This is a genomic window from Erysipelatoclostridium sp. DFI.2.3, from assembly GCF_019132535.1.
Classification (GTDB): Bacteria; Bacillota_I; Bacilli_A; order Erysipelotrichales; family Erysipelotrichaceae; genus Clostridium_AQ; species Clostridium_AQ innocuum.
This window is the reverse complement of sequence record NZ_JAHOOJ010000011.1, coordinates 17,735-34,150: the sequence shown is the minus strand read 5'-3', so window position 1 is coordinate 34,150 and position 16,416 is coordinate 17,735. Positions and strand designations below refer to the sequence as shown.

18 protein-coding genes are annotated in these 16,416 nt (G+C 46.6%); 15 read left to right on the top strand and 3 right to left on the bottom strand.

From position 1 onward, the window contains the following. The first annotated feature begins 75 nt into the window (after positions 1-75). Complete coding sequence (locus KSZ58_RS12350) at positions 76-1,623, top strand: acyl CoA:acetate/3-ketoacid CoA transferase (protein WP_008819290.1); 1,548 nt, start codon at positions 76-78, stop codon at positions 1,621-1,623. A gap of 417 nt (positions 1,624-2,040) precedes the next feature. Further along, a complete protein-coding gene (locus tag KSZ58_RS12345) occupies positions 2,041-3,102 on the top strand; it encodes a low specificity L-threonine aldolase (RefSeq protein ID WP_009270961.1) in 1,062 nt (353 codons plus the stop codon). A 371-nt stretch (positions 3,103-3,473) separates the two neighbouring features. Here the strand turns inward: KSZ58_RS12345 and KSZ58_RS12340 are convergent, their stop codons facing one another. After that, the gene (locus KSZ58_RS12340; RefSeq protein WP_009270960.1) at positions 3,474-4,568 is read right to left on the bottom strand and encodes a metallophosphoesterase; all 1,095 of its coding nucleotides are present in this window, start codon (positions 4,566-4,568) and stop codon (positions 3,474-3,476) included. Between the two features lie 351 nt (positions 4,569-4,919). Here KSZ58_RS12340 and KSZ58_RS23220 point away from each other — a divergent pair, with 351 nt between their 5' ends. The 8 genes from KSZ58_RS23220 (at position 4,920) to KSZ58_RS12315 (ending at position 8,927) form a co-directional block, all read left to right on the top strand. Continuing rightward, positions 4,920-5,042, top strand: coding sequence for a hypothetical protein (locus KSZ58_RS23220; RefSeq protein WP_265412165.1), 123 nt, complete (start codon positions 4,920-4,922; stop codon positions 5,040-5,042). After that, on the top strand, positions 5,021-5,971 hold the full coding sequence (locus tag KSZ58_RS12335; protein WP_009270959.1) for a helix-turn-helix transcriptional regulator: 951 nt from the start codon (positions 5,021-5,023) through the stop codon (positions 5,969-5,971). The genes KSZ58_RS23220 and KSZ58_RS12335 overlap by 22 nt, the downstream gene beginning before the upstream one ends. 36 nt (positions 5,972-6,007) lie before the next feature. After that, positions 6,008-6,205, top strand: coding sequence for a hypothetical protein (locus KSZ58_RS22745; RefSeq protein WP_224727327.1), 198 nt, complete (start codon positions 6,008-6,010; stop codon positions 6,203-6,205). A gap of 111 nt (positions 6,206-6,316) precedes the next feature. After that, complete coding sequence (locus tag KSZ58_RS12330; RefSeq protein WP_217752774.1) at positions 6,317-7,537, top strand: MFS transporter; 1,221 nt, start codon at positions 6,317-6,319, stop codon at positions 7,535-7,537. 44 nt (positions 7,538-7,581) lie between these two features. After that, complete coding sequence (locus KSZ58_RS22740) at positions 7,582-7,950, top strand: nitroreductase family protein (protein WP_254884721.1); 369 nt, start codon at positions 7,582-7,584, stop codon at positions 7,948-7,950. Next, entirely contained in the window at positions 7,947-8,162 is a 216-nt protein-coding gene (locus KSZ58_RS22735) for a hypothetical protein (protein ID WP_254884720.1), read from the top strand. Before KSZ58_RS22740 ends, KSZ58_RS22735 begins: the two co-directional genes overlap by 4 nt. Before the next feature lie 50 nt (positions 8,163-8,212). Beyond that, positions 8,213-8,647: a GNAT family N-acetyltransferase gene (locus KSZ58_RS12320; RefSeq protein ID WP_009270957.1), complete on the top strand. Its 435-nt coding sequence runs from the start codon at positions 8,213-8,215 to the stop codon at positions 8,645-8,647. Between the two features lie 100 nt (positions 8,648-8,747). Beyond that, positions 8,748-8,927, top strand: coding sequence for a hypothetical protein (locus tag KSZ58_RS12315; RefSeq protein ID WP_002611429.1), 180 nt, complete (start codon positions 8,748-8,750; stop codon positions 8,925-8,927). A 34-nt stretch (positions 8,928-8,961) separates the two neighbouring features. Here KSZ58_RS12315 and KSZ58_RS12310 read toward each other — a convergent pair whose 3' ends face one another. Continuing rightward, complete coding sequence (locus KSZ58_RS12310) at positions 8,962-9,720, bottom strand: alpha/beta hydrolase (RefSeq protein WP_008817085.1); 759 nt, start codon at positions 9,718-9,720, stop codon at positions 8,962-8,964. 90 nt (positions 9,721-9,810) lie between these two features. On the opposite strand from KSZ58_RS12310, the gene KSZ58_RS12305 reads away from it, so the two are divergent. Further along, the gene (locus tag KSZ58_RS12305; protein ID WP_008817086.1) at positions 9,811-10,473 is read left to right on the top strand and encodes a lysoplasmalogenase family protein; all 663 of its coding nucleotides are present in this window, start codon (positions 9,811-9,813) and stop codon (positions 10,471-10,473) included. A gap of 59 nt (positions 10,474-10,532) precedes the next feature. Beyond that, positions 10,533-10,790: a thioredoxin family protein gene (locus KSZ58_RS12300; protein WP_008817087.1), complete on the top strand. Its 258-nt coding sequence runs from the start codon at positions 10,533-10,535 to the stop codon at positions 10,788-10,790. A 154-nt stretch (positions 10,791-10,944) separates the two neighbouring features. Here the strand turns inward: KSZ58_RS12300 and KSZ58_RS12295 are convergent, their stop codons facing one another. Then, positions 10,945-12,123 carry an acetyl-CoA carboxylase biotin carboxylase subunit family protein gene (locus tag KSZ58_RS12295; protein WP_009270956.1) on the bottom strand — a complete coding sequence of 393 codons (1,179 nt, stop codon included), beginning with the start codon at positions 12,121-12,123 and terminating at the stop codon, positions 10,945-10,947. 552 nt (positions 12,124-12,675) lie between these two features. Here KSZ58_RS12295 and KSZ58_RS12290 point away from each other — a divergent pair. From KSZ58_RS12290 to argC, 3 genes are all read left to right on the top strand, one after another. After that, positions 12,676-13,899, top strand: a complete 1,224-nt coding sequence (locus KSZ58_RS12290) for an argininosuccinate synthase (protein ID WP_002611420.1) — start codon at positions 12,676-12,678, stop codon at positions 13,897-13,899. Positions 13,900-13,988: 89 nt separating this feature from the next. After that, positions 13,989-15,383, top strand: coding sequence for an argininosuccinate lyase (argH, locus tag KSZ58_RS12285; RefSeq protein ID WP_008817089.1), 1,395 nt, complete (start codon positions 13,989-13,991; stop codon positions 15,381-15,383). Continuing rightward, on the top strand, positions 15,370-16,410 hold the full coding sequence (gene argC, locus KSZ58_RS12280) for an N-acetyl-gamma-glutamyl-phosphate reductase (protein WP_008817090.1): 1,041 nt from the start codon (positions 15,370-15,372) through the stop codon (positions 16,408-16,410). Before argH ends, argC begins: the two co-directional genes overlap by 14 nt. Positions 16,411-16,416: the final 6 nt, after the last annotated feature.

The window sequence follows — 16,416 nt, the reverse complement described above, 5'->3', positions numbered from 1 at the left end:
GAGCTTATTATTTCCGTAAACGCTTTCAGTTGTGGTACACTGGAAACAGGAGATAATACAAAGGAGGTAATCGATTTGAGTAAAGTAATAAGTATTGAACAGGCAGTTTCCATGATTCCGGATGGCGCTGCTATCGGAATTGGCGGTTTTATCGGATCCGGACATCCTCAGGAATTTTCTGTAGGCATCGAGGAATCCTTTCTCAAGAGCGGACATCCGAAGGATCTGACTATCATGTTTTCTGCCGGTATTGGTGATGGAACGGACCGTCTGGGTCTGAATAAGCTGGGACATGAGGGATTGCTGAAGCGTATCATTGGTGGTCACTGGGGGTTAATTCCAAAACTGCAGAAGCTGGTATTTGAAAACAAGGTAGAAGGCTACAACCTTCCCCTTGGTACCATTTCTTTGATGTTCCGTGATATTGCCGGACATCGTCCGGGTACGATTACAAAGGTCGGTCTGAAAACGTTCGTCGATCCTCGTATCGAAGGAGCGAAGATGAATGAACGCTCCAAGGAAGATCTTGTTGAGCTGATGCATATCGATGGGGAAGAGTGGCTGCGCTATAAATCCTTCCCGTTAAATGTGGCGCTGATTCGTGCCACGTATTGTGATGAGGACGGCAATGCTACCATGGAAAAGGAAGCAGCTACTCTGGACTCTCTTTCCATAGCCCAGGCTGCGAAGAATTCCGGTGGTATCGTGTTGCTGCAGGTGGAAAAGGTGGTACAGAACGGTACACTGGATCCAAGAAAAGTGAAAATTCCCGGAATTTATGTGGACGGTATCGTTGTTGCACGCCCGGAAAATCACTGGCAGACATATGCGAACCCGTATGATCCTGCATTGAGCGGAGAAGTGAAGGTTCCAGTAAATTCCATTGCACCGATGAAGCTGAATGAGCGCAAGGTCATCTGCCGTCGTGCGGCTATGGAGCTGGATCCTGCGGCTATTATCAATCTTGGTATCGGTATGCCGGAGGGAATTGCCAATGTTGCAAATGAAGAGGGACTTCCAGGCTTGAAGCTGACGGTGGAAGCTGGAGGAATCGGCGGTGTACCGAATGCAGGAACTGCGTTTGGTACCTGTACAAATCCGGATGCCATCATCGATCAGCCGTATCAGTTTGACTTCTATGACGGAGGCGGACTGGATCAGGCATTCCTGGGACTTGCGGAATGCGACTGCTCCGGTAACATCAACGTCAGCCGTTTCGGACCGAAAATTGCAGGCTGCGGCGGGTTTATCAATATTACACAGACTTCACCGGTCGTTGTGTACTGCGGTACCTTTACTGCAGGCGGACTCAAGGTTGAGGTCAAGGACGGTAAGCTGCATATTCTGCAGGAGGGAAGAATCAAGAAGTTCAAACAGGAAGTGGAACAGATTACCTTCTCTGCAGATTTCGCAACCGAAACAGGACAGAAGGTTCTGTACGTTACAGAGCGTGCGGTATTCGAGCTGCTGGACGGTAAGCTGACATTAACGGAAATCGCACCTGGTGTTGATCTGGAAAAGGATGTTCTGGGACAGATGGAATTCAAGCCTGCTGTCGCTGATAATCTGAAAACTATGGATGAGCGTCTGTTCCGTGAAGAATTGATCGGATTAAAGGCATAAATTGAATAAAGAAAAGGATGTAATTCCCTTTTTTTCCATTTTTCTGCCAAAAATTCCAAAACACTTTACATTATTGCTGTATTTTATATAATAAGGGTGGTTAAAGATTATCACACTTGATGAAAGTGATGATATAGAGCTCATGCAGAGGAGGCAGTGGAGACCATTGGTCAAGGAGATTGCTTCTCAGGCTGACTCAGCCATTGTATTGTCTGGCATAGCATTGTGTTGGAATGATAAGGTAGCTTGTAGTGAGTAGCATTAGCATGTAGAAGTCTCAATGGTAGTAGAAATAATCACAGACAATACAGGGCAAACGATGGGCGGTACGGACGATGAGATTCCGGCCGCCTTTTCGTTTCCTTTTCTTTCAGCCTGTATTATAATGGTAGAGTGAAAAAGAAATGAGGAATGCATATGTATAGTTTTCGTAATGATTATAGTGAGGGGGCCCATCCTGTTATCATGGAGCGCCTGCTGGAACTGAATCAATGCCAGAATGTCGGGTATGGTGAGGATGCGCTTTGCGAACAGGCGAAGCGGCAGCTGAAGGCGAAGCTGCACTGTGAGGATTGTGATATACATTTTTTAGTCGGCGGAACCCAGGCCAATCTGACGGTGATTGCGGGTGCTCTTCGTCCGTATGAGGCAGTGATTGCTGTGGACAGCGGACATATCAATGTTCACGAAACAGGTGCTGTGGAAGCGACCGGTCACAAGGTGCTGATTGCTGAAGGTGTCGATGGTAAAATCACACCGCAGGGAATCCGTAAAGCGGTACTTAGCCATGAGGATGAGCATATGGTAAAGCCGGCAATGGTCTATATTTCGAACGCAACGGAAATCGGTACCATCTATCACAAAGAGGAATTGAAGCAGATTGCGGAAGTTTGCAGAGAATTCGGTCTGTATCTGTTTATGGACGGTGCCCGCATGGGAGCTGCTCTGGCAGCAAAGGACAATGATGTATCCTTTAACGATTTATGTACATACTGTGACGTTTTCTATCTTGGCGGGACTAAGAATGGTGCTCTCTTCGGAGAGGCGGTTATCATTGTAAATGATAAACTGAAAAAAGACTTCCGCTATATGATCAAACAGCGAGGCGGCATGCTTGCCAAGGGTTGGCTGCTGGGTGTACAGTTTGCGGCATTGTTTGAAGGAAACCGCTATATTGAAATCGCAGCACATGCAAACCGGATGGCTCAGAAGCTGCAGGATGCCATGGAGGCATCTGGGCTGCCGTTTCTTATAAAGACAACGACAAATCAAATATTTCCAGTCCTGCCCAACCTGCTGATTGAAGAGCTGCAGAAGGAATATGCGTTTCAGGTCTGGGAAACAATGGATGAAGAACATACGGCAATGCGCTTTGTGACATCCTGGGCAACTGAGGAAAAGGAAGTGGATCGATTTATTGAATATCTAAACAGTCTTCTTCAACGGATGCGGGAAAGCGGACAGGAATCTGAGAGATAGAAATGTGTTTTTAAAAGCAATCGGAAGGAAAAAACAGAAATAAGAAGTAATCACAAAACACCTTGATTACGGTACTAGAAAAATGGGATGGCTGCATGATTATGCGGTAGGAAAATAAACAGTGGAAGCGAGATACCTGCATGATGCCGGAGAATTGTAAAGCTGTAACATAGGAAAAAAGAAATACAAATCCTGAATTTTATTAGGAACTGTATTTCTTTTTTTATGATTTTTATAAATCTGAAAGCGAAGAAAAGCAAAATGAAATCCTTTTGATCTTATTTTTAATGATTTGAAGACTGCAGTATGCTTTATTTATTTGCCTGTTTGCTTGATGTTTCTCTTCATAGCATTGCACTGCAGCTGCCGATTCAGCTTTCCAAAGCTAATGCATCTGCTGGAATCCATCCCATCAGACCCTGCTTTTTCACTAATACAGCATTCCTTGTTTGAGAAACGATTTTTACGAGATCTCCACACCTTGCCGGTATCTGGTAATTGGTGAAGTCACAGGCGTGCAGCTCCTTACCTTTGTAAAATAAAAATTCCTTTGCGATGTGCATTACTTTGCCGCTGGCTTCATGCCGGCAAAGGCAGCATGCACCTTCATCACGCAGCATATGTACCTGTCCTTCATGCCAGGTAATAAAAAAGGGCGTCCTGTTGACAGGGAGAATATCTCTTGTTATCCGTGCTTTTTTCAGATGATCACTGCATGCGAATTGAAATCTGCCCTGCTCATAGATCAATGCATTCAGTTGTCCAGCTGACTTCACTTCATTTCCTCCGTCGATGGATATGATATGGCGGCGTGTGTCAATGATGGGATTGAAGCAGCAGATATCCTTCCGATATTCGCTAACCGGAAGGTGCCCGACAACAATGTATTTATGAAAGCTGCCGGCCTCCTTCATAAACAGATCCTGTACCATAATATCACGCATATCACGGCCATAGGTTTTCTCATCCCGTATGCCTGCGTGTGCAAAGATAAAGCGCTCGGTTTCAATCACATGGGGAAGTCTGTCGATAAAGGTCAATTCCCTGAGAAATACTTTTCGCAGCTCCCTGCTGAGAGCAGCCATATCTGTCTCTTTGTCTATGCGCTGACCGACACGCTGTGCCATTTCATGCAGAATGCTGTTTGGACGATTCAACAGGATGTTCTGCAGAAATTCCAGACGGGTATCATAGAGCACATTGCGGCATACCACATCACAGTTTCCAATCATGGGATGTACGTGCGGGTGTCTGGAAAGCTCCATGATATAATACAGTGTTTCCAGATTATAGGGTCCCTTCTCCAATAGATCACCAACGAGAAACAGCGCATCCTTTTCCGGATCAAAGGCGATTTTACGTAACAGCTTTTTAAATACCGGAAGATTGCCATGAATATCACTAATGGCGATGATTCTTCTGCTATCAGACAGAACAGAATACGAATGAATGGAACGATCAAACATAGGCAGCCTCCTTTATCTCTGGCTCAATTATAGAGAATTTCCTTGTATCATGCAAGAAAAACGTTGTAAACTTCTACATTCTGCGCTATCCTATAACCAGGAAAGACAGAAGTCTAGGATATGTTGCTTTGTGAATAAACAGCCGAATAGCATGCTTTTTAAAATATGTCATATTTCTGATTGCTGTAAAGAAGAGGCAAGCGCATAGCATCCTTTTGTGAGTATTGAATGAGGGATATACTCCATGTATAGGAGTACTGGGACAGTACCTGCAGGAAATATGAAGAAGGTAGTGATGTTCCCGGATAAACTCAGGGACTGAAGTCAGATAGGATGTAATTTCCCATCGGTATGGATAACGCGATTAAGGAGGTAAAGCAGGCTGCTGTTTTCTGTGAAGTGAAAAAAACTGGAATGTGTTACTATATTTTGCATGGATATGAGGTGATTCTATGGATTTACGAGGCTTCCTAGTGCGCTGTCATCGGCTGCAGAGGAATTATTCACAGGAGGGTCTGTGTCGCGGCATTTGTGCAGTTTCTTATCTCAGTAAGCTGGAGCAGGGGAAGGTACAGGCTGCGGATGAAATTTATCAGGCGCTGTTTCACAGGCTGGGAATCGTGTTTCAGGAAAATGAAGAATGGCTTGCTGTTTGGAAGGAAAAGCTTCAGGAGCTGGCGTCATCTTGGTTTTATGGAGAACAACGCGAAGCGTTTGAGCTGGAAAAGCAGATGGAGAACCTTTTGAACTCTCCCCTCTGTGTTGATGCGCTGCTCATCAAAGCACTGTATACGAAGGAGCATGCGGATAAGCCGCTGGCCTCTGCGTCTGTTTTTCTTCCATATATGCAGGATGCACAGCGGTTCTTGTATCATTTTCTATGTGCGGGACAGGCACTTCAAAGCAGGGAGGAACAAACTCTTTCAGCGATACTTGCCCAGCTGCAGGAAGCACAGAAATATGGAGGGTGGAGTATTTTATATCAGATGAAGGGAGATGTGTATGTGCTTATGGGGGACTATTCTCAGGCGCTGCATCACCATCTGAAGGCCTATGACCTTGCATGTGAGGAAGGCTTTCTGCCCTGTATGATCGATGCGTCCATGCATATTGCAAACTGCTATTCCGCTATGCATGCAGAAGGTGTCATGCTGATGTATTACGAACGCTGTGAGCATCTTTGCCGCAGCAGCAAAAACAAGCAGATGCAGGCCCATGTGTGGTATAATATCGGATCCACATATCAGCAGTGGGGTGATTTCCAAAAGGCGCTGCCACTGCTTCTAAAGGCCTATCAGATACTGGATGACACCTTTCTATGCTGTCATAAGCTGGCGCTTTTATATGAACAGCTGAATCAGAAAAAGGAGGGCCTTCGCTATGTACAGGAGATGGAGAGGTAGCTGGATTCACATGGGGCAGACGGTCGCAGGGAAATCGTGCAGTTTGTAAGATACCGCTATGGAACTGCCGTGGATGCAGAGGTCTATATCGACTGCCTGTATACGCTCTGTGACACTTCCCGTTATTTCCATGGCTTCTGTCAGTTTCATCTGTCCTACCTCATTGCTGCGTTAAAGAAGAAGCGCAGGTACAAGGAGGTCATGAAGCTGATGGAGGAAACGAAATTTTCCTGAACAAGCTAATTTATGATGGCTTAACCCTGATATTTGGACACTATTTTCCCAAATACAGGGTATTTTTTATATTCGTATCATACGGTATACTAAACGCAGGAGATGATACCTATGAAAAAGACCCTATGGTCACATGATTTTATAATTATAACACTGGGGACACTGATCAGTGCAATCGGTTCTACCGCTATGAGCTTTGCACTGTCGCTTGTGGTATTCGACCATACCTCATCAACCCTTATGACCGGAATCTTCACTGCGATATCCCTGATGCCGACGGTTCTGATTCCCATTCTGGCAGCACCGCTGGTCGATGGATGCTGCAGAAAGCGCTTGATTGTTATGCTGGATAGTGGAAATGGCATTCTGTATCTGCTGTTTGCCGCCTTTCTGCTTATGCAGGAATTTTCTTATGCGGGCTATCTGGTATTTTCCCTGCTTACCGCATCCTTTGGAGCCATTTATTCTCTGGCATATTCCTCCCTGTATCCTGATCTGATTCCCAAGGGCTTTGCGCAGAAGGGCTATTCCGTATCCTCCTTGATTTATCCCAGTGTGACAGCGTTATTCACACCGGTTGCATCCCTGCTGTATGTACATCTGGGGATTGCCTGGATCTGTGCGATGGAGGGAATTCTGTTGCTGACAGCAGCTCTGTTTGAAGCGCGCATACGCTATCAGGAAACAATCGGAAAGCGGGTGTTTACCTTGCAGAAATATAAAGGAGATTTAATGGATGGCTTTCGTTATTTGAAAAAAGAAAAGGGAATCCGTTCCATTTACGGCTACATGGCGGTAACCAATGCTTCGGCAGAGGGGATCAATCTGGTGACCATGGCGATGTTTCAATCATCTCCCATACTCACAACGACGATGTATGCGTTTCTGACAACAGCGGATACCATTGGACGCATGGCTGGCGGTCTGATGCATTACGTCCTGCATATTCCGGCGAAGAAACGCTACCGGGTTGCTGTCAGTGTCTATGCGGTTTATGAATCCCTGGATATGGTTTTCCTGTTTCTTCCTTATCCGCTCATGGTTGTCAATCGGTTTACCTGCGGCTTTCTGGGCATCAATTCCCTGAATATACGGGAGGCCAGTACACAAAACTATTTGCCCTCTCACATGCGGGCAAGGGTGAATGCGTTGTTTCAGGTGCTGGTTGCCCTCATTATGATGGCTTCCAGATTCAGCGCAGGTGTAATTGCACAATACGTATCCTACCCGTTGACGGCACTGCTGTTTGCTTCGTTTTCGATGCTTGCTATCTTCCTGCTGATTATCCGCAACAGGAAGCAGGTTTCAAAAATCTATAATCAGGAGCTATGAGATGTGCATGTGCAGTGCTATAATGGATACGAGGAGGGATCTTTATGCTGAAGGATCTGTTATTGAAAAACCGAAGCTATCGGGGATATGATGAAACAAGAGCGGTTACCAGGGAAGAGCTGGTCGATCTGGTAGAGCATGCCAGACTGACACCGTCCAGCGTTAATAAACAGGCGCTGAAATACTATCTGGCATGTGAGAGGGAAAAGACGAATCAGATTCAGCCCTTAACCGCGTGGGCAAAAGCCCTAAAGAAAGAGGTGCCGTATGAGGGACATTGTCCCAGAGCCTTTATTGTAATCTGTCAGGATACTGCCATTTCAACTGCACTGGAGGCTTATCAGAAGGATGTCGGCATTGTCGCTCAGACGATGCTGCTGCGTGCTGCTGAGTTGGGGCTTGGCGGTGTATGATCGGCAGCTTTCAAAAGAATGCGCTGCATGAGGTGCTGAAGCTGAGCGAAAATCTCGTGCCGCTGCTGGTTGTGGCTATTGGAAAACCGGACGAAACGATTGTACTTGAGGATGTAAATGTACAGGGAGATACGACATATTACCGGGATGCACAGGATGTGCATCATGTTCCCAAGCGAACAACCAGGGAGCTGATCATCAATGGAGAATAGCGGATGCTGCGGGATTATCAAGTGAATGATCTGTCACAGATGTGTCGCATATGGAATGCTGTAGTCGCCCAGGGAAATGTTTTCCTCAGCTGGAGCAGCTGGATGAGCAAAGCGGCGATGTCTTTTTTTCCTCGCAGAGCAAAACGCGTGTCTGCATCGATGAGGATACTGTGGTGGGGCTGTATATCCTGCATCCGAATAATGTCGGCCGGTGCGGACATATATGCAATGCCAGCTTTGCTGTGAATCAGAAGCAAAGAGGAAAGCATATCGGCAAAGCGCTGGTGCTGGACTGTATGAAGACCGCAAGAAGTTTAGGCTTTCGCATTCTGCAATTTAACGCAGTCGTAGAGAGCAATGCTTCCGCACGGCATTTGTATGAGAGTCTGGGATTTCATTCTCTGGGCACGATACCGGGCGGCTTTTTGCAGAGCGATGGAGCATATGTGAATATCGTACCCTATTATATTTCCCTGACGGAGTAGTATGCGGACAACCTTTCCCAAAACTCATCTGATTATTCCAGAAGTATGTACATCCGCATATCCTATGGTATGATATAGATAGGGAAAGGAGGGGACGGCAATGTCAGGACGTAAGAAAATCGTGATGACAAAGGCTGTCAGAGAGCGGCTGCAGAAGGATATTGCATACGGAAATGATATGCAGGCATATTGGAACCGGTATCGCAGAGATTTTCTGATTCTGCTGGCTGTGCTCCTCTTGATTATGCTCGTTTTGGTGATTGCGAATATTCTGCTGTGAATACAGAAAAAGCGGATTTCAAATGTCCGCTTTTTTATTCGGTAAACAGCCATGTCAGGACGGTATCCAGCTCCTGTTCCCAGCTTTCCTCATTATGCCGTCCCTTGAAAACGAGGTTGGGATATACCTTTGCCTCCTTCTCCTCAAGACAGCGCATCAGCTCGAGTATTCTGCCACTGGCAAGCGCCAGCTGCTGCTTGGTGCGAAATTCATCACTCCCCCATGAGATATAAATTTTATGAGAACGCAGCTTGGGACAGGCCCGGATTTCAGTTAGAAGCTCATCCTTTAAACGATAAATGAAAGGGGAGAGGACTGCCGCCTTACTGTAAATATCACAGTGATGGACAACCGCATACAGTGCCATCAAACCACCCATAGAGCTTCCACCGATGGCTGTGTGGTGTTTTCCTGGCAATGTTCGATAGGCATGATCGATCCACCGCTTGAGGTCGCTGCTCATCCACTCCATCAGCTCTTTCCCCTGTCCGTGAATAAAGCCAACCGTCGCATCACTGAAATCATAGGGAGAAAATTCCTCCAGCCGGCGATTTCCCTCGTGATTGCATTCCACACCGACAACGATGAGAGGCATCGTATGCTCATCCAGCCATCGCTTTAACCCCCAGCTTCTGCCAAATGTCGCATCCTCATCATAAAACAGGTTGTGCCCGTCAAACATATACAGGACAGGGTAATGTCTTGTTTCCTTCTCATAATCCTCCGGCAGATAGATATGCAGCATTCTCATATCCTGAAAGCAGGGGATATAAATATCTCGTTTCTCAATCATACCATCACCTCATGGTCAGTATTATAGCACAAAAATGATGTCAGATGATGTTGGGTTTGTTATAATTGGGATAGAAAGGGGAGCGAGGCTATGATCAAAATTGCATGTCTGCTGTTTCTTTTCGTTGTTGTGTATTATATTTTTAAGGAGCATTCCTCCGCATTTACATCCCTGTTCTGGAAAAGTGCTTCCTCCTTCTGTTTTCTGCTCGTCGGCTTCTGCGCATTTGCAGCATGTGTTGACAGGCGCTATGGTGAATGGATGCTGATAGGACTTGTATCGGGAGCGATTGGGGATGTTTTGCTGGCCCTGCCGTTTTGCTATCCAAAAAGGAAGAACCTCTTCTTTCTGGGTGGATTGCTTTTTTTCCTGTTCGGGCATCTCGCGTATGTAGCTGCACTTTTTGTCATGCCGGTGAAAGCGGGGATTCTGGTCGCAATATGTTCAATTCTGCTGGCATTGCTCGTGATTGAAGTTCTGAAGAAAAAACAGGTAGATTTCCAGGAGATGCGTCTTCCGAGTACGGTGTATGCTGCTGTTATTTTATTTATGGAAGCGTGCGCTCTGTGGCATTTGCAGGATGGCATGCTGTATGGTGGCATCCTGAATATTGCATCCCTGTGTTTTGTATTGAGCGATTTGATTCTGGCATTTATGCTGTTTGGCAATCGCAACACAACGCGCATGACACGATGGAATCTGAGTCTGTACTACACTGCACAGCTTTTGCTGGCGCTGACAATGCTGCTGTAGGCATATTTCTGTGGTTTTTGGGCATGCTGTGCTATAGTAATATAAAGGAGATGATGTTCATGAAGCATGTACGTATGATGTATTTGAAGGGATGTCCGCATTGCAAAGCGGCATTCGCAATGGTAAAGGAATTGCAGGACAGCTATCCTGAGCTGCGGGGTGTAAACATAGAGGCGATTGAGGAACAGGAACAGAAGGAGCTTGCGGATTCTCTGGATTACTGGTATGTTCCAACCTATTTCGTGGATGGTGTTAAGCTGCTGGAGGGTGTACCGACAAAGGAAAAGGTGGAGGCTGTGCTGCGTGCCGCATTATAGGACTACAGACCTTTGAGTTAATAAAAGAACAGGCTGTGTCATCCAGATTATGTATGGCCAATAGAAAAAGAGGTTTCAAAAATGAAGCTCATCATTTAAGAAATCTCTTTTTATGACCTTTTTCATAAAAGGGGTATCCTGCTTTATCGGTTTTTTATTCCTGTACATAGCGGAAGAAATCAAGGATTTCCTCCTCGGTTTTAAAGCGTGCCACAATCACCTCATCCCCCATAGCAGTGGCAAGGGCCGCAGGAAGACGGCGAATCATCAGAATACTGTCGCGATAGGTGTCCTGAATATCCTGCGTGGTATGTGCATAGTGCAGGCGGTCTCTTCTTCCGATGAAGCCGGAGGAATACTTGCGCACCTGCTGGTAATGGATCGTGTCATGAACGATCATGTCTGCCCACAGCTGATAGACATTGCTGTCATTGGCAAAGTTGATCATATCCGGCAGGAAGCCGCCAGGCGGGCGCATATTGACCTCAAGGCCGATGATATCGCCTTTTTTACCAACCGGCTGATCCTCCAGCAGACGGAAAAATTCAAAATGGAAGAATCTGCTGCGTGTATCAAAGGCTTCCACACTGCGGGTACCGGCCTCCATGATATCGGCAGGAATATCCTTATAGGAATAACAGCCGATATTTTTCTGTTCATTGACAGCATCCATAATACTATCCGTGTACTGATGAGAGGTCACAAACAGCAGCTCCTTTTTACTGTTTGTAATACCGTCAAAGGAAAAACAGCTCCCGTTTATGTATTCCTCCATAATCATAGCTTCCTTAAAGCCATGAGCAAAGGCAGTGCGCAGCTCATCCCCGTTTTTGATTTTGTGCGTATCACTGGCACCTACACCGATATCCGGCTTGATTACAATCGGATATCCGACAAGCTCTGTAAATTTCTGTGCATCCTCCAGATTGGTTGCCAGCTGCCAGCGGGCGGTTTTCAATCCGGCAGCCGCGAAAAACTCCTTCATGCGATGCTTGCTCTGACAGTTGTCAAGCGCTTCGCAGGGGAATCCGGTTTCAACATGGAAATCTCTGCGCAGCGCTGCATCCTGACGAAGCCAGTATTCATTGTTTGATTCGATCCAGTCAATTTTTCCATGCTTATAGGTGAACCAGGCAACTGCCCGCAGCATTTCATCGTAGTTTTCAAGACTGGAAACCTGATAGAAGTCATTGATGGAATTCTTCAGATTGGTGCTTAACGAGTTGTACGGAGTGTCCGCAATCGCCAGCACATTGACACCGTTGTTCTTCAGTCCCTGACAGAACAGCCAGTAGCTTTCCGGAAAGTGCGGAGAAATAAAGATAAAGTTCATAAAATTCCCTCCTGACGGTTATTTCATATGTATGGTTAAATTCTACTGTATTCCGCAGGGATTGTCAAAGCAGTCTTGCTTGAAATGATATGAAATGAAAGAAATAAGTTTATTTTGTAATAAAATTGAAAGAAATGATAGCGAAATGTAAATTTATGAAATTAAAGGTTGACATTGAGTTTTCACAGTAGTATGATGTATTCAACAAATCGATGATGCAGGAGAGTAGTCATACCGGAATCAAAAGCGAGACAGCGATGGTGGAAGGCTGTTGTGAAACGTATGGGGAAGCGCACCTGCTAGAGCCTGTGGGAATCAAGTATCATGGGACGCGATCTTTCTGCGTTATGAAACAAGGGGTTCTGTCTCTGACAGAGCAACGGAAGTGGTACCGCGTGCAAGCGTCTTTCGAGTATATCGAACGGCGCTTTTTTTGTACATGAGGTGAGGATATGAAAAATATGATGAAACGACGATGAAAACGACGAGAAGGGCTGAAAACGTGTTACAATGAACGTAGAGAAAGAATAACAGAAAGAAGAGGAGAAGAACATGGAAACAAAAGACATTAAGAAGGTAATACTTGCATATTCCGGAGGGCTGGATACCTCCATTATCATCCCGTGGCTGAAGGAAAATTACAATAACTGTGAGGTCGTTGCGGTTTCTGCGGATGTAGGACAGGGAACAGAGCTGGATGGACTTGAGGAAAAAGCGATCAAGACCGGTGCCAGCAAGCTGTATATTCTGGATTTGAAGGATGAATTTGTGGAGGATTATATCTATCCCTGTTTAAAAGCCAATGCCATTTATGAGGATGTATATCTGCTGGGTACAGCCTTTGCACGTCCGCTGATTGGACAGAAGCTGGTGGAAATCGCGAAACAGGAGGGGGCAGACGCTATTTGTCACGGCTGTACCGGTAAGGGGAATGATCAGGTACGCTTCGAGCTGGCAATCAAGGCGTTTGCACCGGATATGCCGATTATAGCGCCATGGAGAACATGGGAGCTGAAATCCAGAGATGATGAAATTGATTATGCAGAAGCGCATAACATTCCGTTAAAGATTTCAAGAGAAACCAATTATTCCAAGGATAAAAATCTGTGGCATTTAAGCCATGAGGGGCTGGATCTGGAGGATCCGATGAATGAGCCGCAGTATGATGACATACTGGAGATGGGAGTGACCCCGGAACAGGCTCCGGATACACCGACTTATATCACTCTGACCTTTGAGAAGGGAATTCCGACAGCATTAAATGGTGAAAAGCTGGGCGGTCAGGCAATGGTAACAAAGCTGAATGAGATTGGCGGTGCCAACGGCATCGGTATCATTGATATGGTAGAAAACCGGCTGGTGGGAATGAAGAGCCGTGGTGTTTATGAAACACCGGGCGGAACCATTTTATATAAGGCGCATCAGTGGCTGGAATCCATCTGTCTGGATAAGGAAACCATGCATTACAAGCAGGGGGTAGGAATTAAATTCGGTGAAATCCTCTACAACGGACAATGGTTCACTCCGCTTCGTGAAGCATTGAGTGCCTTTGTCGATAAGACAAGTGAAACCGTGAGCGGTGAGGTGAAAATCAAGCTGTATAAGGGAAATCTTACACCGGCCAGCATTTCCTCGCCATATACCTTATATTCCGAGCAGATTGCAAGCTTTGGTGAGGATGATTCCTATGATCAAAATGATTCCGCAGGCTTTATCAATCTGTATGGGCTGCCAATCAAGGTAAAGGCGATCATGGATGAAAAAAGGAAGAAATAAATATAGATAAGAAGGGGAGTCTGTTGAATGCTGCAGCATTTAGACTGCACTGCCTTCTGGCATACAAGGAAAAGAGAGGATGAGAGCATATGAATTTATGGGATGCACGATTCAAGAAGGAAGCGGATCAGCGGCTGAATGATTTCAACTCCAGTATTTCCATTGACCATCTTATGGTTACACAGGATATAAAAGGCTCCATGGCGCATGCGGCCATGCTTGCAAAGCAGGGAATTATTTCAAAAGCAGACGGTGCTGCCATCGCGCAGGGGCTGGAAGCGATTCAAAGAGATATTGAGAGCGGCGCGCTTTTGATTGATCCCTCAGCCGAGGATATTCATATGTTCATGGAGCAGGAGCTTACAAAACGGATCGGGGATGCGGGAAAGCGATTGCATACAGCGCGCTCCCGTAATGATCAGGTGGCACTGGATACCCGTATGTATTGCAGTGATGAGGTACGTACGGTATGTGACAAGCTGCAGGAGCTGCTTACGGTCCTGTGTGAAAAGGCACAGGAGCATACGGAAACCATCATGCCGGGCTACACGCATCTGCAGCGTGCGCAGCCCATCACCTTTGCGCATCATCTGATGGCATATGCGGAGATGTTTTTACGCGACCTTCAGCGATTGCAGGAGGCACAGAAGCGAATTCGCACACTCCCGCTGGGAAGCGGTGCTCTGGCAGCTACCACCTATCCGATTGACCGGGAATTTGTAAAGGAGCAGCTTCACTTTGACAGCATCAGCATGAATTCTCTGGACGGTGTCAGTGATCGCGACTTCTGTATAGAAATTGCATCCGATCTTTCTATGGTTATGATGCATCTGTCCCGTTTTGCGGAAGAGGTGATTCTGTGGTGCTCCTGGGAATTTAAATTTATGGAGCTGGACGATGCCTTTGCGACAGGAAGCAGCATTATGCCGCAGAAGAAGAATCCGGATGTGGCAGAGCTGATTCGTGGAAAAACCGGACGGGTCTATGGCGATTTACAGACGCTGCTGACGATGATGAAGGGACTTCCGCTTGCCTATAATAAGGATATGCAGGAGGATAAGGAGGCAGTTTTTGATGCCCTTCATACAGTGCAGCTGTGTCTGACCACCTTTACACCGATGCTCAAAAGCGCTGCAATTCGCAAGGATAATATGCGTAATGCAGCCGCCAGGGGCTTTATCAATGCGACCGACTGCGCCGATTATCTGACGAAGAAGGGCATGGCATTTCGGGACGCCTACCGGGTCTTGGGCAGACTGGTAAGCTATGCACAGGAACAGGAAAAAACACTGGAAACACTGACACTGGATGAGTATAAAAGCTTCAGTGATGAGTTTGAAGAAGACATCTATGAAGCGATTTCTCTGGAGACCTGTGTGAAACAGCGAAAGGTCATCGGCGGACCGGCTCCGGAAATCGTTGCCGCACATATTGAACATGTGAAAGCGATACAAAAGGAGATGGATGCAGATGAAATTGATTAAAGCGGGGGTCATTGGAGCCAGCGGCTATGCCGGTGCAGAACTTGTGCGGCTGCTGCTGATGCATCCATATGCCGAGCTGACGGCAATCAGCTCCCAAAGCTATACCGGAAAGCCTATCAGTGAATTATATCCGGGCTTTTACCAGCTCTGTGATATGGTGTTCAGCGATGAGGACACGGTGATTGCAGCATCGGATATCGTATTTGCATCCCTGCCGCACGGACTCAGTGAGCCGCTGGCACGCAAATGCTATGATGCTCATGTGAAATTCATTGATCTGGGGGCGGATTTCCGTCTGCGTGATGAGCAGGATTACAGGGAATGGTACAAGCTGGATTATCATGACAGTGAGCTCCATGAATTGGCTGTGTACGGCTTGCCGGAGCTGTATCGTGCGCAAATCAAAGGGGCGGATATCATTGGTAATCCGGGCTGTTATCCAACCAGCATCGCGCTGGCACTTGCACCGCTCATGAAGCTGGGGCTGGTCAATGAGCAGCATATCATCATCGATGCGAAGTCAGGGACAACCGGGGCAGGCAAGGGACTGAGTGATAACACACATTTCCCGCGCTGCAACGAAGCCTTTGCTCCGTATAAGGTTGCGGCACACCGCCATACACCGGAAATTGAACAGACTCTGTCCGAGCTGTGCCACAGCAAAGCCAGCATTACCTTTACACCGCACCTGTTGCCCATTAACCGCGGTATCATTTCAACGATTTATGTGGATTTGACGGATGAAGCAATTCTGGAGGAGCTTTGGACGATGTATCGGCTGTTCTATCAGGACGAACCCTTTGTCCGCGTACTGCCTCTGGGCAGCTGTGCGGATTTGAAATATATTAAGTATTCGAATTTCTGCGATGTATCCCTGCATATGGAGGCTCGCAATAACCGCCTGATTCTGGTATCGGCCATCGATAATATGGTGAAGGGTGCTGCCGGACAGGCCATACAGAATATGAACATTCTGTTCGACTGTAAGGAGGACAGCGGGCTGATGTATGTGCCTGCCTCCTTCTAGGGAAAG

Bases quoted from the DNA above. Each gene is read 5' to 3' on its own strand.
- KSZ58_RS12320 (WP_009270957.1), top strand. From the start codon at position 8,213: ATGGAATGCTGTAGTCGCCCAGGGAAATGTTTTCCTCAGCTGGAGCAG.
- KSZ58_RS12310 (WP_008817085.1), bottom strand. From the start codon at position 9,720: ATGATTGAGAAACGAGATATTTATATCCCCTGCTTTCAGGATATGAGA.
- argC (WP_008817090.1), top strand. From the start codon at position 15,370: ATGAAATTGATTAAAGCGGGGGTCATTGGAGCCAGCGGCTATGCCGGT.
- KSZ58_RS22740 (WP_254884721.1), top strand. From the start codon at position 7,582: ATGCTGAAGGATCTGTTATTGAAAAACCGAAGCTATCGGGGATATGAT.
- KSZ58_RS12295 (WP_009270956.1), bottom strand. From the start codon at position 12,123: ATGAACTTTATCTTTATTTCTCCGCACTTTCCGGAAAGCTACTGGCTG.
- KSZ58_RS23220 (WP_265412165.1), top strand. From the start codon at position 4,920: ATGGATAACGCGATTAAGGAGGTAAAGCAGGCTGCTGTTTTCTGTGAA.
- KSZ58_RS12290 (WP_002611420.1), top strand. From the start codon at position 12,676: ATGGAAACAAAAGACATTAAGAAGGTAATACTTGCATATTCCGGAGGG.
- KSZ58_RS12330 (WP_217752774.1), top strand. From the start codon at position 6,317: ATGAAAAAGACCCTATGGTCACATGATTTTATAATTATAACACTGGGG.
- KSZ58_RS12345 (WP_009270961.1), top strand. From the start codon at position 2,041: ATGTATAGTTTTCGTAATGATTATAGTGAGGGGGCCCATCCTGTTATC.
- KSZ58_RS12315 (WP_002611429.1), top strand. From the start codon at position 8,748: ATGTCAGGACGTAAGAAAATCGTGATGACAAAGGCTGTCAGAGAGCGG.
- KSZ58_RS22735 (WP_254884720.1), top strand. From the start codon at position 7,947: ATGATCGGCAGCTTTCAAAAGAATGCGCTGCATGAGGTGCTGAAGCTG.
- KSZ58_RS12335 (WP_009270959.1), top strand. From the start codon at position 5,021: ATGGATTTACGAGGCTTCCTAGTGCGCTGTCATCGGCTGCAGAGGAAT.
- KSZ58_RS12300 (WP_008817087.1), top strand. From the start codon at position 10,533: ATGAAGCATGTACGTATGATGTATTTGAAGGGATGTCCGCATTGCAAA.
- argH (WP_008817089.1), top strand. From the start codon at position 13,989: ATGAATTTATGGGATGCACGATTCAAGAAGGAAGCGGATCAGCGGCTG.
- KSZ58_RS12340 (WP_009270960.1), bottom strand. From the start codon at position 4,568: ATGTTTGATCGTTCCATTCATTCGTATTCTGTTCTGTCTGATAGCAGA.
- KSZ58_RS12305 (WP_008817086.1), top strand. From the start codon at position 9,811: ATGATCAAAATTGCATGTCTGCTGTTTCTTTTCGTTGTTGTGTATTAT.